We start from the raw sequence: 22,875 nt of genomic DNA, 5'->3' as shown, positions 1-22,875 counted from the left end.
CCGGTATGACCGAACCGGGTACCCGGGGCCTCAAGACCCCGTCGGCGCCCGCTCGTAACGCCACTCGCCCGGACACCGCCTCTGCGGTGTCCGGGCGCGGGCGTGCCGGGCGAAGGCCGCCCCTCGTCCTGATCGTCCTCGCCTCCGTCGCCGCCGTACTCGCCCTGCTCCCGCTCATCTACCTCGGGGTGCGGGCCCTGGAGCGTGGTCCCGGGTTCGCCTGGGACGTCGTGGCGACCGGCCGTACGGGTCAACTCCTCACCCACAGCGTCGGGCTGGCCCTCGTGGTCGTCGCCGCCTCCCTGGTGCTGGGCATCTCCCTGGCATGGCTCACGACCCGCACCGCCCTGCCCGGCGCCCGCGCCTGGTCGGTGCTGGCCACACTGCCGCTGGCGGTCCCCAGTTACGTCGCGGCCTTCGCCTGGGTCTCCGCACGCCCCGAGCTCGCCGGGTTCGGCGGCGCCGCGCTGGTCCTGACCCTGGTCAGCTACCCGTACGTCTATCTGCCGGTGGCGGCGGCGCTGCGCGGGATCGACCCGGCCCAGGAGGAGACGGCGCGGGCGCTCGGGCACGGCCCGTGGCAGACGTTCCGGCGGGTCACACTCCCCCAGTTGCGTCCTGCGGCGGCGGGCGGGGGGCTGCTGGTGGCCCTGTACGTGCTCTCGGACTTCGGAGCCGTCTCGATCATGCGGTACGAGACGTTCACCCTGGCCATCCACACGTCGTACAAGGCGAGTTTCGACCGTACCCCGGCGGCGGCGCTGGGTGTCGTCCTGGTCCTGATGACCGTGCTCCTGGTCGCCGCGGAATCCCGTACGCGCGGCCGGGCCGGGTCGGCGCGGACCGGCTCCGGAACGGCGCGACCGCCGGTGCCCCTGCCGCTCGCGCGGCTGCGCTGGCCCGCGCTGGCCTGGTGCTCGGCCGTCGCCGCCGCCGGTGTCCTCTTCCCGCTGGGAACCCTGGCGTACTGGCTGGCGGTGGGCAGTTCGGCCACCTGGGAACCTGCCAGGCTGCTGGACACGGGGACGACGACCCTGCTGGTCGCGGCCCTCGGCGCCGCGCTGACCACCGCCCTCGCCCTGCCGGTCGGGGTCCTGGCCGCCCGCTACCGGGGCCGCGTCGCGCATCTGCTGGAGCAGGCGGCGTACGCCGGACACGCCGTTCCGGGCATCACCGTCGCCCTCGCCATGGTCTTCCTCGCGGTGCGCTACGCCTACCCCCTGTACCAGGAGCTGCCGTTGCTCGTCATCGCGTACGCGGTGCTCTTCCTTCCGGTGGCCGTCGGTGCGACGCGGGCCGCCGTACTCCAGTCCCCGCCGGTCCTGGAGGACGTGGCCCGTTCGCTGGGGCGCGGGCCGCTGCGGGTCCTGCGGGAGGTGACGGTGCCCCTCGCCGCCCCCGGGGTGGCCGCGGGGGCCGCGCTCACCTTCGTGGTCTGCATGAAGGAGCTGCCCGCGACGCTGCTGCTGCGCCCCACGGGCATGGACACGCTGGCCACCCGGCTGTGGACCGAGACCGGTACCGCCTCCTACGCGGCGGCGGCCCCCTATGCCGCCGTCCTCGTCCTGATCGCCGCCGTCCCCGCGTACCTCCTCGGAAGGCACCGCACATGAGCGACCTGCACATCACCGGCCTGACCCACTCCTACGCCCCCGGCGCCCCGATCCTGGGCGGGCTGGACCTCACCGTCCCCAGCGGGCGGCTGGCCGCCGTGCTCGGCCCCTCCGGCTGCGGGAAGACCACCATGCTGCGGGCCGTGGCGGGATTCCTGCGCCCGGACGCGGGTACGGTCGAACTCGACGGGCGGACCGTCACCGGCCCCGGCGTCCATCTCCCTCCGGAGCAGCGCAGGGTCGGGATCGTCCCGCAGGAAGGCGCGCTCTTCCCGCACCTGAGCGTCGCCCGCAACGTGGCCTTCGGGCTGACGCACCGGACACGTGCCGAGCGCCTTCGGCGTACCGAGGAGATGCTCGAACTCGTCGGTCTGCCCGGCTACGGCCCCCGTATGCCCCACGAACTGTCGGGCGGTCAGCAGCAACGGGTCTCCCTTGCCCGCGCGCTGGCCCCGGCGCCCGCCCTCGTCCTGCTGGACGAGCCGTTCAACGCCCTGGACAGCGCCCTGCGCGCCGGTGTCCGGGCAGATGTCCGAACGGCGCTCCGGGCGACCGGGGCCACCGGGGTCCTGGTCACCCACGACCAGCAGGAGGCCCTGACGACCGCGGATCTGGTCGCGGTCGTCCGGTCGGGCCGGGTCGCCCAGTGCGGCACACCGCAGGAGGTCTACCGCAGGCCCGCCGATCCCTGGGTAGCGGGGTTCGTCGGCGGTGCCGTACTGCTGCCCGGCACCGGAGAGGGCTCGACGGCCCGGACCGCCCTGGGCCCCGTGCCCCTGGAAGCCCCGGCCGACGGAGGCAGCGGCACCGTCGTGCTGCGGCCCGAACAGCTCGCCCTCACCGCCCCGTCGGACGGCGCGGCCCGCGCCACGGTGGCGGACGTCTCGTTCCACGGGGCCGACACGCTGGTGAGCGTCGCCGTGCCGGGCGTGGACGCCCCGGTCCAGGTGCGCGCCACCGGTCCGGTCGACCGGCACCCCGGCGACCCGGTCGGGATCGTCGTCACGGGCACCGCCACCCTCCACCGCCCGGCCGAGTAGGTCCCGGCATCCGGGCGAACCGTCGCCGGGCTGTCCGGGTGCCCCTCGGGGGCGGCGGGGCTCTCTGCGGGTGCGATGCGCGACGAGGAATTCCGGACAGCTTCACGAGGTGAGTGAGGCCACACGTTTTCGGGTTTGACGGGAAATCCTTCACAAAGTTGACGCTTCTTCTTCAAAAACTTTCGATGCGGTCCCGTTTCGTCACCCAAACAGCAAGATCAACATCGTTGAACCCTGCACTGCCCACTTCGCCCTGTCCGTATGGCGGTGAACCGGCCCGCCCGGACTACTGCCTCCCGCGCATATGGCTGTAGGCATATGCCGACACGGCCCGCCGGACGCGCCGACCCTGACCAGGTCGAGTGCGCGTCCGGTGACGCGCCATCACTTGAGGGGATTCCGAGGGCGCCTGCCTTCGATTCCCGTACACCATCACCGCACTTGGGGGACTTTCCCATGCCTCAACTCACCCGTCGTCGCACCCTCGGTGCCGCTGCGACCGTTGTGACCGGCCTCGTCCTGACCGGCTTCGCCCGGACGGCCGGAGGGCCGTCCGACCCTCGGGCCGCAGGCGTGCAGCACCCCGAAGGGCACGCGGAACACACAGGCCACGCAGGCCATGCAGGGCACTCTGAGCACTCGGAGCACGAAGGCCCGCAGCCGTTCAGCGAGACCTTCCGGGGGCGCCGCATCGAGGGCGCGCCGTCGCCCGCCGACGGGCACCACGGCGGCTACACCGTGCAGATCGACGGCGAGGAACTGCATGTGATGCGGAACGCGGACAGCACCTGGGTCAGCGTCATCAACCACTACGAGACGTTCGCCACCCCGCGCGCGGTCGCCCGGGCGGCCGTGATCGAGCTCCAGGGCTCCGAACTCGTACCCCTGGCCTGATCCCGTCCCGCCCGCGCGATTCCGCTGACCATTTCCTGAACCGGGGAGCACCCTCATGACCGTACGCAAGAACCAGGCGAGCCTCACCGCTGCCGAGAAGCGGAGCTTCGTCGACGCGCTCCTGGAGCTCAAGCGCACCGGCCGGTACGACACGTTCGTCACCACCCACAACTCCTTCATCATGAGCGACACCGACAACGGTGAACGGGTGGGCCACCGGTCGCCGTCCTTCCTGCCCTGGCACCGCAGGTTCCTCATAGAGTTCGAGCAGGCGCTCCAGGCCATCGACCCCACCGTCGCACTGCCCTACTGGGACTGGACGGTGGACCGCACCGTCGCCGCCTCCCTGTGGGCGCCCGACTTCCTCGGAGGCACCGGCCGCGTCAGGGACGGGCAGGTCGCCGAGGGGCCGTTCGCCTTCAGCGGCGGCAGATGGCCGGTCACGGTGACGGTCGACGGGCGCAACTTCCTCCGCCGCGCCCTCGGCTCCGGCGTACCGCAGCTGCCGACCCGCTCGGAGGTCGACTCGGTCCTCGCCATGCCCACCTACGACACCGCGCCCTGGAACAGCGCGTCGGACGGTTTCCGCAACCACGTCGAAGGCTGGCGCGGCGTCAACCTCCACAACCGCGTGCACGTGTGGGTGGGCGGTCAGATGACCACCGGCGCCTCGCCCAACGACCCGGTCTTCTGGATGCACCACGCGTTCATCGACCGGCTCTGGGCGCAGTGGCAGGCGCGGCACCCCCGCTCCACCTACCTGCCCGCCACGGGGACGCGGAACGTCGTGAGCCTCAACGACACCATGCGCCCCTGGAACGACGTGACACCGGCCGACATGCTGGACCACACGCGGTACTACACGTACGACACGATGGCGTAGCGCCGCGCGGAGGGCCTGGGGGCACGCGTCAGCTTCGCGCTTTCATGGAGCAGGCCGTCCGCCAGGCCCTCGGCACGCCACGGTCCCCCACGTCACAGTCCCTCACGCCGCGGTCCCTCACAGCACAGTCCCTCACGTCACGGTCCCTCACTTCACGACCGGAGTCAGGCCGTCAGCTGCCGGACGGCCGGGTGCCGTGGTCCTCGTCCTGGTAGCTGTAGCGCTTCCCGGTCCAGACGTCTCCGACGTTGTGGTAGCCGCGCTCTTCCCAGAACCCGGGGCGGTCGGCGGTGAGGTACTCGACGCCTCGGAGCCATTTGGGGCTCTTGTACCCGTAGAGGTGTGGCACGACCAGACGCAGCGGGGAGCCGTGTTCGGCGGTGAGGGGTTCGCCGCCGCGGTGGGTCGCCAGGAGTGTGGTGGGGGCGGTGAAGTCGGAGAGCCGGAGGTTGGCGCTGTAGCCGTACTCGGCCCAGGCCATCACATGCGTGACCCCGGCGGCCGGAGGCGCCAGGCGGAGCAGCGTTTCAGCGGGGATGCCGAACCACTCGTGATCCGTCGAGGTGATCCCCTGCGCGCAGTGCAGGTCGGCGACGACGGCGGTGCGCGGAAGTGCCGTGACCTCGTCCCAGGTCCAGCTGTAGGTGACGTCGCGGGCTGTGGCCCCGAAGATCTTCAGGTCCCACCGTTCGGGCCGGAAGCGGGGAACCGGGCCGTAGTGGGAGACCGGCCAGCCGGCCACCTTCCGCTGCCCCGGCGGGAGGTGTCGTGACGTAGGCGGCGGAGCCAGGTGATCGCTGCCCACTGACGGTCATCTCCCTAGGGGTCGGCACGGCGAGATGCGGAACACCCTCGCACATACATTCTCCCGCAGAGTTCTCAGGGCCGGAGCAAGCCCCGTTCCCCCGGGGTGTCGGTCGCGGTGCGTTCGTCTCACAGACGGGTGTCTCACAGACGGGTATGGACGCGGTTCCGGTCCGTCTCCCCCCGGGGGCACAGGCCTCAGCCTGCGGGCGTCGCTGCGGCAAGCCTGGAGATCTCGGCGGCGACGGCGGCCGGGTCGGGAGCGACGGTGACCCGGGCGACACCGTCCAGGCCGGGGTGGGCGCCGACCCGTACCGAGTGCCGCGCGTGGGCCAGCAGGTCGCGGTCGTTGATGTCGTTCCCGAAGGCGTTGTACTGGTCGATGCCCAGCGAGGCGAGGGCGTCCCACTTGTTCGTGGCGCCGGGAGCGAAGTCGATGATCGCTTCATCGAGGTGGTGGTTGACGGTCATCCCGAGCACCCGGCCCGCCTCGGCCAGGGCCGCCATGTCGGTCGCAGCGACCACAAGGAACTTCACGACGGCGGGGAGGTCGGAGAGGTCGACCTGCCGTGCGAGGCGGCCCTGGTCGACACGGCCCAGAATCGGGTGGTCGGCCGGCCCGGTGTACGCGTAGTCCCAGGGGCCGTCGGCGAGATAGCCCGCCTGGAACCGGTCGGCTTCGACCAGCAGCTTGTCGAGGTCATCGGCCTCGAACGCGGCCCGCGCCCGCACCTGGCCGCCGACGGATACGAGACTGCCGTTCCCTCCGATCAGCGTCGCGGCGGGGAAGGCCCCGTCGAGCACCGGCAACAGGTCGCGAACCGGGCGGGCGGAGGCGAAGACCAACTGGTGACCGGCGCGTTCGCAACTCTCGATCGCCGCGAGGATCCGGCTGTCGATCGTCCTTCCGTCGAAGCAGAGGGTGCCGTCGATGTCGAAGACCGTGGTGCGGATGCTGGAAAGGATCACACCAAATCTTATCGGGTCATCTCCGGACACCACCCATGGCCCCGCTCCCCGGGACACGACGGCTCCGGACCTCCAACCACCGGATTTCGGTGACGCGCCACCGCTGGCGCCGATGGTCCACATCGCGGCGCCGTCGCGCGCGCACTGCGCGGGAGCACACCGTCGTCGGCGGCCGCCACGGGCACGATGCCGACCTCGACCGCGGCGGCGGCTCCCCCGGAGGAGCCACCCCGGGTACACCGCTTCGGCAGGAGCCGCGACGCGCTCAGCATGGTGCGTCGCCGGGGTTCATGAGGGACGATCAGCAGTTCATGAACCTTGCCGGAAGCCTCACCAGGAAAGACACGGGCTGACATCGCCCCTGCTGGACTCAGAAGGAGACAGGCATGAAGATGCTGATCAACGTCCCGGAGACCGTCGTCGCCGACGCCCTGCGGGGTATCGCCGCCGCCCACCCGGAGTTGACCGTCGATGTGGAGAACCGGGTCGTCGTCCGGCGGGACGCGCCGGTCGCCGGGAAGGTGGGGCTCGTCTCGGGGGGCGGTTCGGGGCACGAGCCTCTCCATGCCGGGTTCGTCGGGCCCGGGATGTTGTCGGCCGCCTGTCCTGGGGAGGTGTTCACCTCGCCGGTGCCGGACCAGATGGTGCGGGCGGCCGCGGCGGTGGACAGCGGGGCGGGGGTGCTCTTCGTCGTCAAGAACTACACCGGTGACGTGCTGAACTTCGAGATGGCCGCCGAACTCGCCGAGGACGAGGGCATCCAGGTCGCCCAGGTCGTCGTGGACGACGATGTGGCGGTGAACGACAGTACCTTCACGGCCGGGCGGCGAGGTACGGGTGCCACGCTCTTCGTCGAGAAGATCGCCGGGGCCGCGGCGGACGAGGGCGCGCCCCTGGAGCGGGTGGTCTCGGTGGCCCGGCAGGTCAACGCGTCCTCGCGGAGTTTCGGGGTGGCGCTGAGCGCGGTCACCACTCCGGCGAAGGGCAGCCCGACCTTCGATCTGCCCCCCGGTGAGCTGGAGTTGGGCATCGGCATCCACGGCGAGCCGGGGCGCGAGCGGCGGCCGATGATGACCTCGGGCGAGATCGCCGACTTCGCGGTCGACGCGGTGCTGGAGGACCTCCGGCCGACCGGCCCCGTACTGGCTCTGGTCAACGGCATGGGGGCGACGCCCCTGCTGGAGCTGTACGGGTTCAATGCCGAGGTCCACCGGGTGCTCTCCGAGCGGGGTGTGCCGGTGGCTCGTACGCTCGTGGGGAACTACGTGACCTCGCTCGACATGGCAGGCTGCTCGGTGACGCTGTGCCAGGTGGACGAGGAGTTGTTGCGGCTGTGGGACGCACCTGTCCGGACCGCCGCGCTCCGCTGGGGCCGTTGAGCCCCTCGGTGCCCCGAGCACTCGGCGGGCGCGGCCGGGCCGGGGCCTTGCGAACCGTGCCGACGACCGTACGCGTACGAACCGTGCCGGACAGGCCCGGGGAACAGGAGATCATGTGCTCGACGCCGACTTCTTCCGCCGCTGGATGGCGGCCACCGCGGCCGCCGTGGACCGTGAGGCGGATCAACTGACCGAGCTGGACTCGGCGATCGGGGACGCCGATCACGGCAGCAACCTTCAGCGCGGCTTCACGGCGGTCGCGGCCGTGGTGGAGAAGGACGCGCCCGCGACTCCCGGTGCGGTGCTGATGCTCGCGGGGCGGCAGCTGATCTCCACCGTCGGCGGGGCGTCCGGACCGCTGTACGGGACGCTGCTGCGCCGTACGGGGAAGGCGCTCGGCGAGGCCGCCGCGGTGGACCGGGACCAGCTCGCCCGGGCGTTCGCCGAGGGCGTGGCCGCCGTCGGACAGCTCGGCGGGGCGCAGGCCGGGGACAAGACCATGCTGGACACGCTGCTGCCCGCCGCCGAGGCGCTGGGCTCGTCGTTCCGGGGCGCGGCGGACGCGGCCCGCGCGGGCGCCGAGGCGACGGTTCCGTTGCAGGCGCGCAAGGGGCGGGCCAGCTATCTCGGTGAGCGCAGCATCGGGCATCAGGACCCGGGGGCGACCTCGGCGGCCCTGCTGGTCGAGGCCCTGGCCGAGACGGCGAAGGACGGGGGTGTGGACGCATGAGCGACGAGCCGCAGGTGGGCATCGTGCTGGTCTCGCACAGCGGGCCGGTCGCGGAATCGGTCGCCGAACTGGCCCGGGGCCTCGCCGCCGGGGGCGTGACGGCCCCCGTCGCCGCGGCGGGCGGGCTGCCGAACGGCGGGCTCGGCACCAGCGCCGAGCTGATCGGCCGGGCCGCCGCTTCGGTGGACCGGGGCGCCGGGGTCGCGGTCCTCGTCGATCTGGGGAGCGCGGTCCTCACGGTGAAGGCGATGCTCGCGGAGGGCGACGAACTGCCGGAGAACACCCGGCTGGTGGACGCGCCGTTCGTGGAGGGCGCGGTCGCCGCCGTGGTGACCGCCTCGTCCGGCGGGGACATCGGCGCGGTGGAGGCGGCGGCCTCGGAGGCGTACGGGTACCGCAAGACGTAGTCGTCAAGAGATAGTCGTCAAGACGTGGCCGTACGGGGGTGGCGGGGCGGTGTCCGCGATGCGGCGCCGCCCCTTCCTCGTCGGCCCGGCCCCTCCGTTGGCGTGCCTCCCACCGTGCTTGCAGACTTGGCGACATGTCGGCAGGCAGGCGCAGTGCGGGGCTTCTTCTCTTCCGGACCACGGATACGGGAGGCGAGCGGGATCTCGACGTGCTCATCGGGCACATGGGCGGGCCGTTCTGGGCGGGCCGGGAGGAGGCCGCCTGGTCGGTGCCCAAGGGTGAGTACGGCCCCGACGAGGAACCGGCGGTGGCCGCGCGGCGGGAGTTCGAGGAGGAGCTGGGGCTGCCGGTGCCGGACGGGGAGTGGCTGCCGCTCGGCGAGGCGCGTCAGCGCAGCGGCAAGACGGTGACCGTGTGGGCGGTTCGGGCGGAGCTGGATGTGGCGGCTGTGGTGCCGGGGACGTTCACGATGGAGTGGCCGCGCGGCTCCGGCGTGCAGCGGGAGTTCCCGGAGATGGACCGGTTCGCCTGGTGCACGCCGGAGGAGGCCGCCGAACGGCTGGTCGTCGGCCAGCGCGTCTTCGTGGAGCGGCTGCGCGCTCAGGTACGCGGGGAGGCCGACGCCCCGGACGCGTAAGCCGGTTCCGAGTAGGAGGCGGGGCGGCCCGCCCGCAGTTTCAGTACGTCGCCGGTGAAGCGGGCGCGGAAGCTGCGGTCGTGCGAGACGACGACCACGGCTCCCGGGTACTGCGCGAGGGCCGCCTCCACCTCCTCCACCAGGCTCAGCGCGATGTGGTTCGTCGGCTCGTCCAGGACCAGCAGATCGGCGGGCCGCGTCACCAGCCGGGCCAGGGCCAGCCTGCGCTGCTGGCCGATGGAGAGGTCCGCGACGGGGACGCCGAGGTCCTCGGGGTGGAACAGGCCCAGCTCCAGCAGCTCGTCGGCGTACTCGTCCGGGGAGCCGGGGCGGCCCGCCGCGTAGGTGGCGAGCAGGGTGCGGCGGGTCGGCCGGGCGGGCAGCTCCTGCGGGAGGTAGCCGACCCGGGCGCGGCGGCGGACCGTGCCGGTGTCGGGAGCCAGGTCCCCGGCGAGGACCCGGAGGAGGGTGGTCTTGCCCGCTCCGTTGTCCCCGGTGACCAGCAGGCGGGCTCCGGGCTCCACGCGCAGGGCGGGGAGGTGGAGCCGGTCGCCCACGGAGATGTCCGCCAGCTCGATCAGGGGGCCGGAGCCGGTCTCCTCCGCCAGGGCCGGGCGGCCGGTGAAGGCGAGCGGCTTGGGCGGGGCGGGTACGGGGGTGCGGCGCAGCGCCTCCAGCCGGGTGCGGGCCGCCCTGACCTGGCCGGAGAGCTTCGCCTCGTGGGAGCGGCGGTGCTTGCCGAACCCCTGCTTCGGGTCCTTGCCCGTGGCCGCGAGCCGCTGTCCTGCGGCGTCCACCAGCTCCGCCGTACGGGCCAGCTCGCTCAGGTACTCCTGGTGCTCCTGGGCCCAGCGCCGCCGGGCCGCCGCCTTCGCCGTACGGTAGCCGTCCCAGCCGTCCCCGTACCGGATGACCGTGCGCAGGTCGCGGTCGACCTCCAGGATCACCGAGGTGACCCGCTCCAGGAAGGCCCGGTCGTGGGTGATGGCGACGACCGTGCCCCGGTGGGCGCGCAGGTGGTCCTCCAGCCAGTTCACGGCCCGTACGTCGAGGTGGTTGGTCGGCTCGTCCAGGAGGAGCAGTTCGGGGGCGGCCGCCAGCACGCAGGCCAGGGCGAGGCGGGACTGCTCGCCGCCGGAGAGGGTGCAGAGCGCACGGTCCCGGGTGAGATGGCCGAGGCCGAGGCCGTGGAGGGCCGCTTCGGTACGGGCGTCCGCGCGGTAGCCGTCGCGTTCCTCGTAGGCGGTGAGGAGGTCTCCGTACGCCGCGAGTTCCACGTCCGTCGGCTCGCCCGCCGAGAGTGCCTCCTCCGCCTCGCGGATGCGGCGCTCCAGGGTGCGGAGCTCGGCCAGGGCCGCGTCGACGACGTCCTGCACGGTGTCGGCCGGATCGAGGGCGAGGGTCTGGGCCAGATAGCCGGTGGAGCCGGGGAAGCGGACGGTGATCCCGCCGCTGTCCGGGCGCTCGGCCCCGGCCAGCAGCCGCAGGAGGGTGGACTTGCCGGAGCCGTTCTCGCCGATGACGGCGGCCTTCTCGCCGGGGCGGACGGTGAGCGTCACCTGGTCGAGTACGGAGCGGTCCCCGTACGCCTTGGAGACGTCCTTCATGGTCAGTTGGGCGCGGTCGCGCTGGGGGTGCATGGGTGCCTTTTCCCTGATTCCTGGGTGCCGGCCCGCGACGGCGCGTGCGGGGACGCGCGGGGGCCGGGCGTGGGTACCGGACGGCGGAGGGACAGCGGCACACGGCGTGCGGCGGCTGTCCGGGCCGGGAATCAGCGGAAGTAGTAGTACGAACCCATGGTGTCGAGTGTAACGAGGTGCCGGATGCGGGGGCGGGGATTTTCCACCGAGCCCGCCCCCGGCGCACCTGTGCGGGTTCAGCCGTTCGGCAGGATGACCGCGCGGCCGTTGATCCGGCCGTCGTGCAGCCGCTCGTAGGCGAGCGGGGCCTCGTCGATGGAGTACGTCTCCACGTGGACGTCGACGGCCCCCGCGTGGGCCAGGTCGAGGACCTCGGCGAGCTCCTTGCGCGAGCCCCAGTAGGGGGCGCTGACGTTGGTGCCGTACGGGAGCGTCCCGAAGCCGACCGGGAGCGCGCCGCCGCCGATGCCGACGATCGTGACGTCACCGTCGACGCGGGCGGCGGCCCCGGCGGTCCGCACGGTGGGTGGGGCGCCGACGAAGTCCAGGACGACGTGTGCGCCGAGTCCGCCGGTCAGCTCCAGGACCCGGTCCGCCGCCTTCTCGTCGGAGAAGACGGCCTCGTGCGCGCCGACGGCCCTGGCCAGGTCGAGCTTCTCCTCGGTGACGTCCAGGGCGACGACCCGCGCGGCCGTCATGGCGCGCAGGAGCTGGATGGCGACATGGCCGAGGCCCCCGGTGCCGATGACGACGGCCGTCGAGCCCGGTACGAGCTTGGGCAGGGAGCGCTTGACCGCGTGGTACGGGGTGAGTCCGGCGTCCGTGAGCGACACCGTCTTCACGGGGTCCAGGTCACCGATGGGCACGAGGTGGCGGGGGTCGTCGATGATCATGTACTCGGCCATGGCGCCGGGGGCGCCGAGTCCGGGCGGCATGATGCCGAGCTCCTTGGCGCGCAGGCAGTAGTTCTCCTTGCCCTCGGCGCAGTTCACACAGATCCCGCAGCCCCAGGGCCCGTACACCGCGACGGAGTCGCCGACGGAGAGCCCGGCCACGCCGTCACCGAGGGCGGCGACCGTACCGACGCCCTCGTGGCCCAGGGTGAGGGGCAGCGGGAACGGGATCTGGTCGGCGGGCCAGCTCATCACGACGAAGTCGGAGTGGCAGACACCGGCTGCGGTGACCTTCAGCAGGACCTGGCCGGGACCGGGCTCGGGGTCCGGGACGGTGACGACCTCGGGGGCGGCGCCGGCGGCTCGGTACTGGACGGCTTTCATGGAGGTCTCCTCGCTTCTTCTCTTCTCTGCTCTGTCTTCTCTGCTCTGTCTTCTCTGCTTTGTCTTCTCTGCTTTGTCTTCTCTGCTTTGTCTTCTCTGCTTTGTCTTCTCTGCTTTGTCTTCTCTGCTTTGTTTTCTTTGCCTGGTTCTCTTCCGGTCCCGACCCGTGGTCCCGCATGTCCTTTGTCGCCCGCGGCTCCCCTGCCCGCCACCCGGGTGCCGTTACGGGGCGGAGTAGCCGCCGTCCACCAGGTGGTAGCTGCCGTGGATGAAGGAGGCCTTCTCCGAGAGGAGGAACACGGTGAGTTCGGCGACCTCCTCGGCGGTGCCGAGGCGTCCGGCCGGGTGCAAGGAGATCAGGTGCTCGCGGGCCTGGGGGTCGGCGTTCCGCAGGAGCGGGGTGTCGATGAAGCCGGGGCCGACCGCGTTGATCCGGACGTTCTGTGCGGCGTATTCGAGCGCCGCGCTCTTGGTGAGGCCGACGACCCCGTGCTTGGCGGCGACATAGGCGGGCGAGCCCGCGAAGCCGTTGGTGCCGAGGATGGAGGACATGTTGACGATCGCGCCGCCGCCCGCCGCGACGATGGCGGGGAGTTCGTGGCGCATCGAGTAGAAGACGCCGCTGAGGTTGGTGGCGACGACGCGGTCCCAGTCCTCGACGGGGTACGCCCCGGTGGGGGCGGCGGGTCCGGCGATGCCCGCGTTGTTCACGGCCAGGTGGAGGGCGCCGAAGGTCTCCACGGTGAACCGGACACCGGCTTCGACGGAGGCCGGGTCGGTGACGTCCATGCGTACGGCGGCCGCCCGGGCTCCGGTGCTCTCCAGCTGGGCGGCGGCCTTGCGGGCGTTCTCCTCGTCGTGGTCGGCGACGACGACGGCCGCGCCCGCCGTGGCGAGGAGCCTGGCCACGGCGAGGCCGATGCCGGAGGCGCCGCCGGTCACGAGGGCGGTACGGCCGGCGAACTCGGCCGAGGGGGTGGCGGGGGCGGGGGTGGTGCTCATGAGGTTGCCTCTTCTGCTGCTGCTGTGTCTTCTGGTTCTGCTGTGTCTTCTGTGGTGTCCCGTGCCGTGAGCAGGTCCGCCGACAGCGCGTCGAACGCCTCGGTGACCAGGGCGGGCAGGGCGTCCGGGCGGCCTCCGCGCACCCAGGCGGCCTGGGCCGCGAGCAGGGCGCCTGCCCCCGCCGCCACGGTCACGGCGGGGCGGATGTCGTGGCGCGGATCGACCCCGAGCCGGTCCGCGACGATGGCCACCGAGTCCTCCTGGGCGTCCACCCGGATGTGGTGGAAGGCCGCGTAGAGCGTGGGCTCCTCCTCGGCGACGACCAGGAGGTCGAAGATCCGGGGGCGGCGGTGCCAGGGCTCCGCACCGGGGTCGGCGAGCCAGGCGAGGACGGCGCGGCGGTAGGCGAGGAGCGGGGGCTCCCCGGCCGGGCGGGACCGCAGGGCCTCGTTGATCCGGTCGCCGTCGCCGCGCAGGGAGTCGAGGGCGGCGGCCTCCTTGCTCGCGAAGTACCGGCTGAAGGTGCGGCGGTCGACGTCGGCGGCCTCCGCGATCTCCTCCACCGTGACGTTCCGCAGCCCCTGGTCGAGCACCAGCTCGAACGCGGCCTGCGCGAGGGTGTCGCGGGTGCGGCGGGCCTTGCGGCTGCGCCGCTCCGGCATCCCGCCTTCCGACGCCCTGTCTTCCGGCGTCTTCCGCCCCGGAATCCTTCTTTCCGGGCTCTCTCTTTCCGGGCTCTTCCGTTCCGGGGTCATACCTGCACCGTACACCTGAAAATGTCCCCGTGCGACATCAGTCGCACGGGGACATTCAGACCGTCTGCCGACGTCAGTCGCTCACGGCACCCGCGACCGGACGGACGTCCTCCGCGGCCTCCACCGGACGCGGGCCGCCCTCGCCCGGTGCCCGGCGCAGGGCGAGCGCCGCGACGTCGTCGCGGCGGATGCCTCCGGTGAACGCCTCCAGGTCGACGTGGAGCGCGTCCAGCAGCTCGCGCGGGCCGTATCCGGCCCACTCCGCCAGCCGCCGGTCCAGCGGGTAGAAGGCACGGGAGGCGTCGCGGGCCTCGGTCACCCCGTCGGTGACGACGAGGAGGGTGGCGCCGGGCGGGAAGCCGAACGACTCGGCCGTACGGGTCTCACGGCTGAGACCGGCGAGGCCGAGGGGCACATAGGTCCGCTCCAGCGGGACGGCCGAGGCCGCTCCGTCGTGCAGCAGCCGGGGCGGCAGATGGCCGCAGTTCACCGCCTGTACGCCGCCCTCCGCGTCGAACCCGAGGACCAGCGCGGTCACGAAGCGTTCGGCCTCACCGGTCTGGGCGGAGAAGACGTTGTGCCGGACGACGGCGTCCTCCAGGGCCTCCACCACCCCGGTGAGCGTCGGCTCGCGGACCGCCGCCTCGCGGAACGCGGCGATCGCGGCGAACCCGGCTCCTATGGCCGGGAGCCCCTTGCCCTGGACGTCCCCGATGATCACGCGGGTGCCGTACGGCGACTCGACGACCTCGTAGATGTCGCCGCCGACGAAGCGGTCCTCCTCGATCGGCTCGTAGAGCCCGTACGCGAAGACCTGGTCCGTGATGACCGGCAGCGGGCGCAGGATCTGGCGCTGGAGGGCGACGGCGGCGGAGCGGAGCCGGTCCATCTCGGTGGCGTGCCGTATCCGGGCCGCGCAGGCGGCGACACCGAGGGCGCAGGCCAGCACGGTGAAACCGATACCGAAGACGAAGTCCCAGAAGGTCCCGTCCCCGCCGAGGCCGGACGCGACGACGACCACCGTGATCCACACGGCCACCCAGACGGTCTGCCGGAGGGTGCAGAAGACGGAGGCGAGGGCCGGGACGACCACGAGCAGCGGGATGACCCGCAGGTCCTCACCCGTGACCACGTCGAGGAAGACGATCAGCGCGCTCAGCAGAGCCAGCCCACCGGCCAGCGCCCAGCTCCCGATCCGGCCCGTGGCTGCCGCGGCCGCGCCCGTACCGGGCAGGACCGCCGTCCGCTCCCGTACCGTACGCCGTTTCCCCAGGGCCACCGGCCTCTCCTCCCGTTCGTTCCTCGGTGCCGCCCGCACGTCGGCCGGTCCCTTCCAGTTGACCGGGGTCCGGGCCCCGCCGCAGGGGGGCATAGGGCCCGGAGGCGGTGCCGAAGGTCCTGGGCAGGACGTTCGGCCCGGGACCTTCGGCACCCGGAGCGGGGGCCGAAGGTCCCGGTGCCCCGGCCCGGCCACCGGTCACCTCTCCACTGGCCTGCGGGTTCCGTCGGCGGGCGGGAGCGCCACCGGAGCCAGGGCGGAGAGGAACTGCGTACGGCGGCGGAGCCGGAAGCCCAGCGACTCGTAGAGCCGGATCGCCGTCGTGTTGGAGGCCGAGGTGTGCAGGAACGGGGTCTCACCGCGCTCGCGGATCCCGTGCGCCACCGCCAGGACCAGGCGGCTCGCCAGCCCCTGTCCCCGTACGGACTCGTCGGTGCAGACCGCGCTGATCTCGGTCCAGCCCGGCGGGTGCAGCCGCTCCCCCGCCATCGCGACCAGGGCCCCATCGCGGCGGATGCCCAGATAGGTGCCGAGTTCGATGGTGCGCGGCAGGAAGGGGCCGGGGCGGGTGCGCGCCACCAGGTCCAGCATCTCCGGAACGTCCGCCGGGCCGAGCCGCACGGCTTCCGGGGCGGGTGCGGGGACCACCGACACATCGACGAGCTGGACGCCGTCGACCCGGTGGACGATCTCCCAGCCCGGCGGCGGCTCCTCGTCGAGCGGGGGCAGGCCCACCTCCCCGCCCGGTCCGGCGAGTGCCGCGAGATCCGCCCAGTCCTGGGCGTCCGGGACGTCGGGGAGGTAGAGCCAGGTGCTGACGTCGGCGGGGTAGCGCAGGATCCGGCCGCGGCGTTCGGCGAAGTGGGCGTGCGGCCCCGTGAGCGAGGAGCGGGCGGGGTTGTCCAGCGGGTGGGGTGCCCCGGGGCCGGTCGCCGCCGGGGCGGTCACCGGGGCGACGGCCGGCGGCCGTGCGGTGGGGTCGGGGCGGGACACCGGAGTGCGCGCCTCCCCGAAGACGGGCCTTCCCAGGGTCGGGGCGGCGGCGGGGTCGAAGGCGTTCACCGGACCGTCTCCCCGATCGGATCGGGCCGTTCCGCGGCACGCGGTGCCGCCCCTCCTCGGCAGTCTTCGAACGCGTAGGCCTTGCGCATGTTCTCCCTCGTTCCGGTCCGTCGCACGGTTCCTCCGGGCGGGCACCCCGGTGCCCTGGCACCGCGCGCCCGCCAGCGGCGAAAAGCCCGTGCGCGCAGGGCGTATTCCGCTGCGGGGAACTGTTCACGGTGCTGCAATCAACCGGGCGGCCGGGCGCCTCCGGAACTGCGGACGGAGAGGGTCCGGCGCTCGGGAACCCCGGCGCGCGCCCGCGTGGAAGGGCGCTCGACTCCACTCATCCATAGGCCAATACGCGCCGGTCCGGTCCCAACGGCGGCCCGGCTGTGGCACTCTGGTGGCGACCGCCCCACCGGGCTCCCCCGTACCGGTGGGGCGGTTCTGTGTGCACCCAGTGCACACAGGGGCACCCAGTGCCCCCAGAACCGCCCTGTGCGCCCTGTGCGCCCTGTGCGCCCTGTGCGCCCCGCGCATCCTGTGGCCCCTGTTGCCCCGTGACACTCCTTCAGGCCCGAACTCCGCCTGTTCGGGGCCCGATCGCCTCGGTCGGCCCGATCGCATCCGTCCGGCGTGCATGAGGAACGAGCCCCCGGGCAGGCGAGTAGACCTCATGGCCTACGACCTGGGGAGCGTGACGAGATGACGGCACACACTGCGCGGACCGCCGGTGCGGAGCAGAAGACGAGCACCGCGGAGGATCTCCCGTGGATCGAGGACGCCGGGAAGATAGCCCCGATGGACGCGCGGCGGCTCTCCCGCCTCTTCTTCGACCGTCTCCAGGTCCTGGAAGAGGGCACGCACGAATACCAGTACGCGCGCAACACCCTGATCGAGATGAACCTGTCGCTGGTCCGGTTCGCCGCCAACCGGTTCCGCAACCGGGGCAGCGGCGACATGGAGGACATCGTCCAGGTCGGCACGATCGGGCTGATCAAGGCGATCGACCGCTTCGACCTCTCCCGTGAGGTCGAGTTCACCTCCTTCGCGGTTCCGTACATCGTCGGGGAGATCAAGCGGTTCTTCCGGGACACCAGCTGGGCCGTGCATGTGCCCCGGCGCCTCCAGGAGCTGCGGGTCGACCTCGCCAAGGCGAAGGAGACCCTGGCGGGCGACCTCGACCGGGACCCCACGGTGCGCGAGCTCGCCGAGCACCTGGGGATGGACGAGGCGGAGATCACCGAAGGGCTGGTCGCCTCCAACGGCTACACGGCTGGCTCCCTGGACATGCCGACCGACTCCGCGGAGTCCGGCCCCCAGAACACCGGCGGGCGGACCTTCGCCGATGTCCTGGGCGAGCCCGATCCCGCCATGGAGACCGTGGAGAACCTGCACACCCTCGCACCGCTGCTGGGCGAACTGGACGAGCGGGAGCGCCGGATCATCGACATGCGGTTCGGCCAGGAGCTGACACAGGCCCAGATCGGTGCGGAGCTCGGGATCTCCCAGATGCACGTCTCGCGGCTGCTGAGCCGGATGCTGGGCAAGCTGCGCAACGGGATGCTCACCCAGGAGTGACCCGGACGTCGCGACACAGCGGCCATACGTCGCGACACAGCGGCCACGCGTCGCGACACGGCAGCCACGCGAGGAGGCCGGTCCGGGGGGAACCGGAACCCCCGGACCGGCCCTTGCGTTGCCGCCGTATTGCAGGTTCGTGGCCAAGCGGGCGACACGCTTCCGGGCCGGTCCGGCACGTCCTACGGTCCGTAGTCAGCCCGTCGCCACCCCGGGCTTCCGCCGACCGGCGGACGTACGCCGTACGGCGACCGAACCACGTGCGAGGAACCACATGAGCCAGCCCCTCGACTCCGTCACCGCAGGCCACACCCCGGAGGACCAGAACCGGCAGGAGCCCGGAGCCGCCTGGTCCTTCGAGACCAAGCAGATCCACTCCGGTGCCGCCCCGGACCCGGCGACGGGTGCCCGCGCGGTGCCGATCTACCAGACGTCGTCGTTCGTCTTCCGGGACACCCAGCACGCCGCCGATCTGTTCTCCCTCGCCGAGCCCGGCAACATCTACACCCGCATCCACAACCCCACGCAGGACGTCCTGGAGCAGCGCATCGCCGCGCTGGAGGGCGGTGTCGCCGCCGTGGCGCTCGCCTCCGGGCAGGCGGCCGAGACCCTCGCGATCCTGACGCTGGCCGGATCGGGCGACCACATCGTCTCCTCGCCCTCGCTCTACGGCGGCACCTACAACCTCTTCCGCCACACACTGCCCCGGTTCGGCATCGAGGTGACGTTCGTCGAGGACCCCGAGGACGTGGCGGCCTGGCAGGCCGCCGTCCGGCCCAACACGAAGGCGTTCTTCGCCGAGACGCTCGGCAACCCGCGCGGCAACGTGCTGGACATCCGGGCGGTGGCCGACGCCGCGCACGCGGCCGGGGTGCCGCTGATCGTGGACAACACCGTGCCGACGCCCTTCCTGCTGCGGCCCATCGAGCACGGCGCGGACATCGTGGTCCACTCCGCGACCAAGTTCCTCGGCGGACACGGCACCACCATCGGCGGGGTCGTCGTGGACGGCGGCACCTTCGACTTCGGTGCGCACGCCGAGCGCTTCCCCGACTTCCACGAGCCCGACCCGAGCTACCACGGGCTGCGCTACTGGCCCGCCCTGGGCCCGGGCGCCTTCGCCGTCAAGCTCCGCGTCCAGCTGCTGCGCGACCTGGGCCCCGCGCTCTCGCCGCACTCCGCGTTCCTGCTGCTCCAGGGCGTCGAGACGCTGAGCCTGCGGCTGGAGCGGCACACCTCCAACGCCCTGGAGCTGGCCCGCTGGCTGGAGCAGCGCGACGAGGTGGAGACCGTGCACTACGCCGGTCTCCCGTCGAACCGCTGGTACGAGGCGGGGCAGCGCTATCTTCCGCGCGGCGCCGGAGCGGTGCTGGCCTTCGAGCTGAAGGGCGGGGCCGAGGCGGGCAAGCAGTTCGTGGACGCGGTCGAGCTGTTCAGCCACCTCGCCAACATCGGTGACGTACGGAGCCTGATCATCCACCCGGCGTCCACCACCCACAGCCAGCTGACCGAGGAGCAGCTCGTCGCCACGGGCGCCACGCCCGGTCTGGTGCGGCTCTCGGTCGGCCTGGAGAACGTGGACGACCTCAAGGCCGACCTGGAGTCGGGGTTCCGCGCCGCGAAGGCCGCGTCCTGAACCCTGGCGCCGCGCCCGCCGCACTTCCCCTTCCTCCGGCCTCCGGCGGCCGGAGGGAGGGGGACCCGCCCGGTCGCCGCCGCTGGGCGGCGATCGAGGACCCGCTGCCCCTGGAGTCCGGCATCCGGCTACCGGGGGTCCGCCTGGCGTACGAGACCTGGGGGCAGCGGGCGGCGGACGGTTCCAACGCCGTGCTGGTCCTGCACGCGCTGACGGGCGACAGCCATGTGGCCGGACCCGCGGGTCCCGGCCACCCCACCCCCGGCTGGTGGGACGCGCTCGTCGGTCCGGGCCGAGCGCTCGACACCGACCGGTGGTTCGTCGTCGCCCCGAACGTGCTGGGCGGCTGCCAGGGCAGTACGGGCCCCTCTTCCCCGGGGCCCGACGGCACGCCCTGGGGATCCCGGTTCCCGTATCTGACGGTACGGGACCAGGTGGCGGCCGAGGCGGCGCTCGCCGACGCACTGGGCATCGGCCGGTGGGCGGCCGTGGTCGGCGGCTCGATGGGCGGGATGCGGGCCCTGGAGTGGGCGGTGAGCAGGCCCGAGCGCACCGGCTCGCTGCTGGTGCTCGCCGCCCCGGCCGCCGCCTCCGCCGAGCAGATCGCCTGGGGTTCGGTGCAGATCGGCGCCATCCTCTCCGACCCGGGGTGGCGGGGCGGCGACTACCACGACGCGCCGCCCGGCGGCGGTCCGCACCGGGGCCTCGGTCAGGCGCGCCGCATCGCCCACATCACGTACCGCAGCGAGCCCGAGCTCGGCTCCCGGTTCGGCGGTGCGCCGCAGCCGGGCGAGGAGCCGGGGCGCGGCGGGCGGTACCAGGTGGAGTCCTATCTCGACCACCATGCGCTCAAGCTGGTGCGCCGGTTCGACGCGGGCAGCTATGTGGCGCTCACCGAGGCGATGAACGGGCACGACGTCGGCCGGGGCCGGGGCGGTATCGCCCGCGCGCTGCGCCGGGCGGAGCTGCCCGCGCTGGTCGTGGGCGTGGACTCGGACCGCCTGTATCCGCCGTCCCAGCAGGAGGAGTTGGCGGCGCTGCTGCCGGGGGCGGACGGCCTGCGGATCGTCAACTCCCCGTACGGACACGACGGTTTCCTCATCGAGACCGGTCAGGTGGGTTCCCTGGTACGGGAGTTGCTTCCCCCAGAACTCGCACCCCTCCCGACTCCCGCCCTCAGCAAGGAGCTTCCATGAGCCCGCTTCCCCCGCCGTCCGAGGACACCTACGACCGGATACGGCTGCGGCAGTGGTCCGCCGGAGCGGCGCGGTCCGCCGGGATCGACCGCCGCGATCTGCTGAAGCTCGTCGCGGCCGCCTCGGCCGCCGTGCCGCTGGCTTCGGTCGCCGCCCCGGCCCCCGCACACGCGGCAGCCGCCCCAGGGCCTCTCGTGGCCGCCGGGCTGCCCGGTGTCGTCAAGCCGCTGCCCCCGGAGCTGTTCACGCTGCGCGGCACCAACGCGGAGACGAACTTCGCCGCGCTGAAGGGCACCGGGCCGCTCACCCCCGCCGACCGGTTCTTCGTCCGCAACCACACCGCCACCCCGCGCATCGAGCGGGCCGACTGGAAGCTGACGGTCTGGGGCGACGGGCTGAAGGGCGCCCCGGTGGACTTCACGTACGCCGATCTGCGCAGGCTGCCCTCGGTGACCCGCACCGCGTTCGTGGAGTGCGCGGGCAACGGGCGCAGCTTCTTCGCCTCCCAGCAGGGGCAGACGGTCAGCGGCACCGCGTGGACGCTCGGGGCGATCGGTACGGCCCGCTGGCGCGGGGTGCGGCTGGGGGACGTGCTGCGCCGGGCCGGGATCGGACGGCACGCCGTGGACGTACTGCCGCGCGGTCTGGACGCGGAGGTCGTCACCGACGGGGTGAACCTGGGGCGGGTGCGCCGTCCGCTGCCGGTGGCGAAGGCGCTGGACGACGTGCTGCTCGCGTACGAGATGAACGGTGAGCCACTGCCGCCCGACCACGGGTACCCGGTCCGGGTGATCGCGCCGTCGTGGGTGGGCATCGCCAACATCAAGTGGGTCGGTGACATCGAGGTGAGCGCCGAGCCGCTGCTCACGCCGTGGAACACGGGCCTCTACCGGCTGTTCGGGCCCGGCCATCCGCCGGAGGGCAGCGCCCCGCTGACCCGGCAGACACTCAAGAGCGCCTTCGAACTGGCTCGGGGGGCTTCGTTCCCGGTCCACCGCCGTACGGTGCTGACCGGCCGTTCCTGGTCGGGCGGGGCGCCGGTGCGGTCGGTGGAGGTCAGCACCGACGGCGGGCTCCACTGGCGGCGGGCCCGGCTGCACGACGTGCCGCGGGCCGGGAGCTGGGTGCGGTGGTCGGCGGACTGGGTGCCCACGCGGAAGGGTGCGACGGAGCTGCTGGCCCGGGCCACGGACCGTTCCGGGCGTACGCAGCCGAAGGTGACGGCGCACAACACGCAGGGGTATCTGTTCGACGCGGTGGTGCGGCACCCGGTGACGGTCAGCTGAGGTCCCGGGCCGGGCGGGCTCCCGCCCGTACGGCGGTGTGCACGGCGCGGGCGATCCGCGCGCCCCAGGTGGAGCGGGGTCCGGCGAAGGGTTCGCCGCCGTCGGGCCCCGGTTCGGGGGCGGCGACGCAGACGGCGTCCGTGGGAGTGCCCGAGCAGTCGAGTCCGGCGTCCAGGAGGGCCTGGACCTTGGCCTCGGTGGCGGTGGCGACGGCGTTGACCAGGGCGGCGTCGGAGAGGGCGGTGGGGAGCGTGACGACGATGTTGATGGTGCCGGGGCGGTGCGGGGCGCCCGGGCCGGAGGCCGCGTTGTCGGGGGCCGCCGCCCAGCCCCGTACGCCGAGGCCCGTGGTGACGGTCGCGGTGACGCCGCCGTCGTGGCCGGTCGTGTACGCGGCGACCTCGGCGGCGGTCATCAGCCCGGCGCCCGGGCCGGTGAGCCCTTCGGCGGCGGCGATCTCGGCGAGGTGGCGGTCCGGGTCGAGACGGGGGTAGCCGCCGGGGACCTGGGCGTTGAGGACCCAGGCGCGGGGGCCGATGCCGCCGCCGAGGACCGCGCTGCTACACACCCGTACCCCGGGGCCCAGCCGCCACACGAGGTGGTGGAGGTGGTGGCCGTCCTCGTGCCGGTCGCGCAGTTCACCGCGCGCTTCACCGCGTGGTTCACCGCCCGACTCACCGCCCGGTTCAGCGCACTGGGCGGGCAGGTGGACGCGTACGGAACGGATGGCGCACCCCTGGTGGCTCGGCGGGACCGGCGATGGCCCGTCCTCCCGGGGCTGCCGTGCTCCGCCGATCATATGCGGGCCGCGCCCGCTCACCT

At 73.0% G+C, this 22,875-nt stretch carries 21 protein-coding genes; 12 read left to right on the top strand and 9 right to left on the bottom strand.

From position 1 onward, the window contains the following. Positions 1-5 precede the first annotated feature (5 nt). The 4 genes from ACFW9Z_RS15110 (at position 6) to ACFW9Z_RS15095 (ending at position 4,430) form a co-directional block, all read left to right on the top strand. Positions 6-1,613 (top strand): ABC transporter permease, encoded by a 1,608-nt coding sequence (locus ACFW9Z_RS15110; RefSeq protein WP_384639824.1) that lies wholly within the window; start codon positions 6-8, stop codon positions 1,611-1,613. Further along, positions 1,610-2,653: an ABC transporter ATP-binding protein gene (locus ACFW9Z_RS15105; protein ID WP_384639821.1), complete on the top strand. Its 1,044-nt coding sequence runs from the start codon at positions 1,610-1,612 to the stop codon at positions 2,651-2,653. The genes ACFW9Z_RS15110 and ACFW9Z_RS15105 overlap by 4 nt, the downstream gene beginning before the upstream one ends. Before the next feature lie 456 nt (positions 2,654-3,109). Then, positions 3,110-3,547 (top strand): tyrosinase family oxidase copper chaperone, encoded by a 438-nt coding sequence (locus ACFW9Z_RS15100; RefSeq protein WP_384639818.1) that lies wholly within the window; start codon positions 3,110-3,112, stop codon positions 3,545-3,547. A gap of 55 nt (positions 3,548-3,602) precedes the next feature. Then, positions 3,603-4,430: a tyrosinase family protein gene (locus ACFW9Z_RS15095; protein WP_384639816.1), complete on the top strand. Its 828-nt coding sequence runs from the start codon at positions 3,603-3,605 to the stop codon at positions 4,428-4,430. Positions 4,431-4,602: 172 nt separating this feature from the next. Here ACFW9Z_RS15095 and ACFW9Z_RS15090 read toward each other — a convergent pair whose 3' ends face one another. Both ACFW9Z_RS15090 and ACFW9Z_RS15085 read right to left on the bottom strand, forming a co-directional pair. Then, positions 4,603-5,172, bottom strand: a complete 570-nt coding sequence (locus ACFW9Z_RS15090; protein WP_384639813.1) for a molybdopterin-dependent oxidoreductase — start codon at positions 5,170-5,172, stop codon at positions 4,603-4,605. Between the two features lie 260 nt (positions 5,173-5,432). Beyond that, a complete protein-coding gene (locus tag ACFW9Z_RS15085; protein WP_384639810.1) occupies positions 5,433-6,203 on the bottom strand; it encodes an HAD hydrolase family protein in 771 nt (256 codons plus the stop codon). Positions 6,204-6,589: 386 nt separating this feature from the next. On the opposite strand from ACFW9Z_RS15085, the gene dhaK reads away from it, so the two are divergent. The 4 genes from dhaK (at position 6,590) to ACFW9Z_RS15065 (ending at position 9,357) form a co-directional block, all read left to right on the top strand. Then, positions 6,590-7,582 (top strand): dihydroxyacetone kinase subunit DhaK, encoded by a 993-nt coding sequence (gene dhaK / locus ACFW9Z_RS15080; protein ID WP_384639807.1) that lies wholly within the window; start codon positions 6,590-6,592, stop codon positions 7,580-7,582. A 115-nt stretch (positions 7,583-7,697) separates the two neighbouring features. Continuing rightward, on the top strand, positions 7,698-8,312 hold the full coding sequence (gene dhaL / locus ACFW9Z_RS15075) for a dihydroxyacetone kinase subunit DhaL (protein WP_384639805.1): 615 nt from the start codon (positions 7,698-7,700) through the stop codon (positions 8,310-8,312). Next, the gene (locus tag ACFW9Z_RS15070; RefSeq protein WP_015606855.1) at positions 8,309-8,719 is read left to right on the top strand and encodes a PTS-dependent dihydroxyacetone kinase phosphotransferase subunit DhaM; all 411 of its coding nucleotides are present in this window, start codon (positions 8,309-8,311) and stop codon (positions 8,717-8,719) included. Before dhaL ends, ACFW9Z_RS15070 begins: the two co-directional genes overlap by 4 nt. Before the next feature lie 134 nt (positions 8,720-8,853). After that, the gene (locus ACFW9Z_RS15065; RefSeq protein ID WP_384639802.1) at positions 8,854-9,357 is read left to right on the top strand and encodes an NUDIX domain-containing protein; all 504 of its coding nucleotides are present in this window, start codon (positions 8,854-8,856) and stop codon (positions 9,355-9,357) included. Here the strand turns inward: ACFW9Z_RS15065 and abc-f are convergent. The 6 genes from abc-f to ACFW9Z_RS15035 form a co-directional block, all read right to left on the bottom strand. After that, positions 9,321-10,997, bottom strand: coding sequence for a ribosomal protection-like ABC-F family protein (gene abc-f, locus ACFW9Z_RS15060; RefSeq protein ID WP_384639799.1), 1,677 nt, complete (start codon positions 10,995-10,997; stop codon positions 9,321-9,323). The two genes, ACFW9Z_RS15065 and abc-f, sit on opposite strands and share 37 nt — an antisense overlap. A 236-nt stretch (positions 10,998-11,233) precedes the next feature. Further along, positions 11,234-12,274 carry an NAD(P)-dependent alcohol dehydrogenase gene (locus tag ACFW9Z_RS15055; protein WP_384639796.1) on the bottom strand — a complete coding sequence of 347 codons (1,041 nt, stop codon included), beginning with the start codon at positions 12,272-12,274 and terminating at the stop codon, positions 11,234-11,236. 222 nt (positions 12,275-12,496) lie between these two features. After that, the gene (locus tag ACFW9Z_RS15050; RefSeq protein ID WP_384639794.1) at positions 12,497-13,276 is read right to left on the bottom strand and encodes an SDR family NAD(P)-dependent oxidoreductase; all 780 of its coding nucleotides are present in this window, start codon (positions 13,274-13,276) and stop codon (positions 12,497-12,499) included. Continuing rightward, on the bottom strand, positions 13,273-13,938 hold the full coding sequence (locus ACFW9Z_RS15045; protein WP_384639792.1) for a TetR family transcriptional regulator: 666 nt from the start codon (positions 13,936-13,938) through the stop codon (positions 13,273-13,275). The genes ACFW9Z_RS15050 and ACFW9Z_RS15045 overlap by 4 nt, the downstream gene beginning before the upstream one ends. A 166-nt stretch (positions 13,939-14,104) precedes the next feature. Next, positions 14,105-15,310, bottom strand: a complete 1,206-nt coding sequence (locus ACFW9Z_RS15040; RefSeq protein ID WP_384639789.1) for a PP2C family protein-serine/threonine phosphatase — start codon at positions 15,308-15,310, stop codon at positions 14,105-14,107. Between the two features lie 198 nt (positions 15,311-15,508). Next, positions 15,509-16,258: a GNAT family N-acetyltransferase gene (locus ACFW9Z_RS15035; RefSeq protein ID WP_384640027.1), complete on the bottom strand. Its 750-nt coding sequence runs from the start codon at positions 16,256-16,258 to the stop codon at positions 15,509-15,511. An 801-nt stretch (positions 16,259-17,059) separates the two neighbouring features. Between ACFW9Z_RS15035 and ACFW9Z_RS15030 the strand changes: the two genes are divergently transcribed. The 4 genes from ACFW9Z_RS15030 to ACFW9Z_RS15015 all read left to right on the top strand — a co-directional run bounded on the left by ACFW9Z_RS15030 (position 17,060) and on the right by ACFW9Z_RS15015 (position 22,053). Continuing rightward, a complete protein-coding gene (locus ACFW9Z_RS15030) occupies positions 17,060-17,935 on the top strand; it encodes an RNA polymerase sigma factor SigF (protein WP_384639787.1) in 876 nt (291 codons plus the stop codon). Between the two features lie 274 nt (positions 17,936-18,209). After that, complete coding sequence (locus tag ACFW9Z_RS15025) at positions 18,210-19,571, top strand: bifunctional o-acetylhomoserine/o-acetylserine sulfhydrylase (RefSeq protein WP_384639784.1); 1,362 nt, start codon at positions 18,210-18,212, stop codon at positions 19,569-19,571. Next, on the top strand, positions 19,568-20,767 hold the full coding sequence (locus ACFW9Z_RS15020; protein ID WP_384640024.1) for a homoserine O-acetyltransferase: 1,200 nt from the start codon (positions 19,568-19,570) through the stop codon (positions 20,765-20,767). The genes ACFW9Z_RS15025 and ACFW9Z_RS15020 overlap by 4 nt, the downstream gene beginning before the upstream one ends. Continuing rightward, entirely contained in the window at positions 20,764-22,053 is a 1,290-nt protein-coding gene (locus ACFW9Z_RS15015) for a sulfite oxidase (protein ID WP_384639782.1), read from the top strand. Before ACFW9Z_RS15020 ends, ACFW9Z_RS15015 begins: the two co-directional genes overlap by 4 nt. Here the strand turns inward: ACFW9Z_RS15015 and ACFW9Z_RS15010 are convergent. Further along, positions 22,046-22,852, bottom strand: a complete 807-nt coding sequence (locus ACFW9Z_RS15010; RefSeq protein WP_384640021.1) for an adenosylcobinamide amidohydrolase — start codon at positions 22,850-22,852, stop codon at positions 22,046-22,048. The two genes, ACFW9Z_RS15015 and ACFW9Z_RS15010, sit on opposite strands and share 8 nt — an antisense overlap. Positions 22,853-22,875 lie beyond the last annotated feature (23 nt).

The organism is Streptomyces sp. NPDC059452 (genome assembly GCF_042750035.1).
Taxonomy (GTDB): Bacteria; Actinomycetota; Actinomycetes; order Streptomycetales; family Streptomycetaceae; genus Streptomyces.
The sequence above is the reverse complement of the archived record's forward strand: the minus strand, read 5'-3'. Positions and strand labels throughout refer to the sequence as shown.

What these genes read in the sequence shown, in the direction of transcription:
- ACFW9Z_RS15110 (WP_384639824.1), top strand. Translation starts at nt 6, where the DNA reads ATGACCGAACCGGGTACCCGGGGCCTCAAGACCCCGTCGGCGCCCGCT.
- ACFW9Z_RS15105 (WP_384639821.1), top strand. Translation starts at nt 1,610, where the DNA reads ATGAGCGACCTGCACATCACCGGCCTGACCCACTCCTACGCCCCCGGC.
- ACFW9Z_RS15100 (WP_384639818.1), top strand. Translation starts at nt 3,110, where the DNA reads ATGCCTCAACTCACCCGTCGTCGCACCCTCGGTGCCGCTGCGACCGTT.
- ACFW9Z_RS15095 (WP_384639816.1), top strand. Translation starts at nt 3,603, where the DNA reads ATGACCGTACGCAAGAACCAGGCGAGCCTCACCGCTGCCGAGAAGCGG.
- dhaK (WP_384639807.1), top strand. Translation starts at nt 6,590, where the DNA reads ATGAAGATGCTGATCAACGTCCCGGAGACCGTCGTCGCCGACGCCCTG.
- ACFW9Z_RS15070 (WP_015606855.1), top strand. Translation starts at nt 8,309, where the DNA reads ATGAGCGACGAGCCGCAGGTGGGCATCGTGCTGGTCTCGCACAGCGGG.
- ACFW9Z_RS15065 (WP_384639802.1), top strand. Translation starts at nt 8,854, where the DNA reads ATGTCGGCAGGCAGGCGCAGTGCGGGGCTTCTTCTCTTCCGGACCACG.
- abc-f (WP_384639799.1), bottom strand. Translation starts at nt 10,997, where the DNA reads ATGCACCCCCAGCGCGACCGCGCCCAACTGACCATGAAGGACGTCTCC.
- ACFW9Z_RS15055 (WP_384639796.1), bottom strand. Translation starts at nt 12,274, where the DNA reads ATGAAAGCCGTCCAGTACCGAGCCGCCGGCGCCGCCCCCGAGGTCGTC.
- ACFW9Z_RS15050 (WP_384639794.1), bottom strand. Translation starts at nt 13,276, where the DNA reads ATGAGCACCACCCCCGCCCCCGCCACCCCCTCGGCCGAGTTCGCCGGC.
- ACFW9Z_RS15045 (WP_384639792.1), bottom strand. Translation starts at nt 13,938, where the DNA reads ATGCCGGAGCGGCGCAGCCGCAAGGCCCGCCGCACCCGCGACACCCTC.
- ACFW9Z_RS15030 (WP_384639787.1), top strand. Translation starts at nt 17,060, where the DNA reads ATGACGGCACACACTGCGCGGACCGCCGGTGCGGAGCAGAAGACGAGC.
- ACFW9Z_RS15025 (WP_384639784.1), top strand. Translation starts at nt 18,210, where the DNA reads ATGAGCCAGCCCCTCGACTCCGTCACCGCAGGCCACACCCCGGAGGAC.
- ACFW9Z_RS15015 (WP_384639782.1), top strand. Translation starts at nt 20,764, where the DNA reads ATGAGCCCGCTTCCCCCGCCGTCCGAGGACACCTACGACCGGATACGG.
- ACFW9Z_RS15010 (WP_384640021.1), bottom strand. Translation starts at nt 22,852, where the DNA reads ATGATCGGCGGAGCACGGCAGCCCCGGGAGGACGGGCCATCGCCGGTC.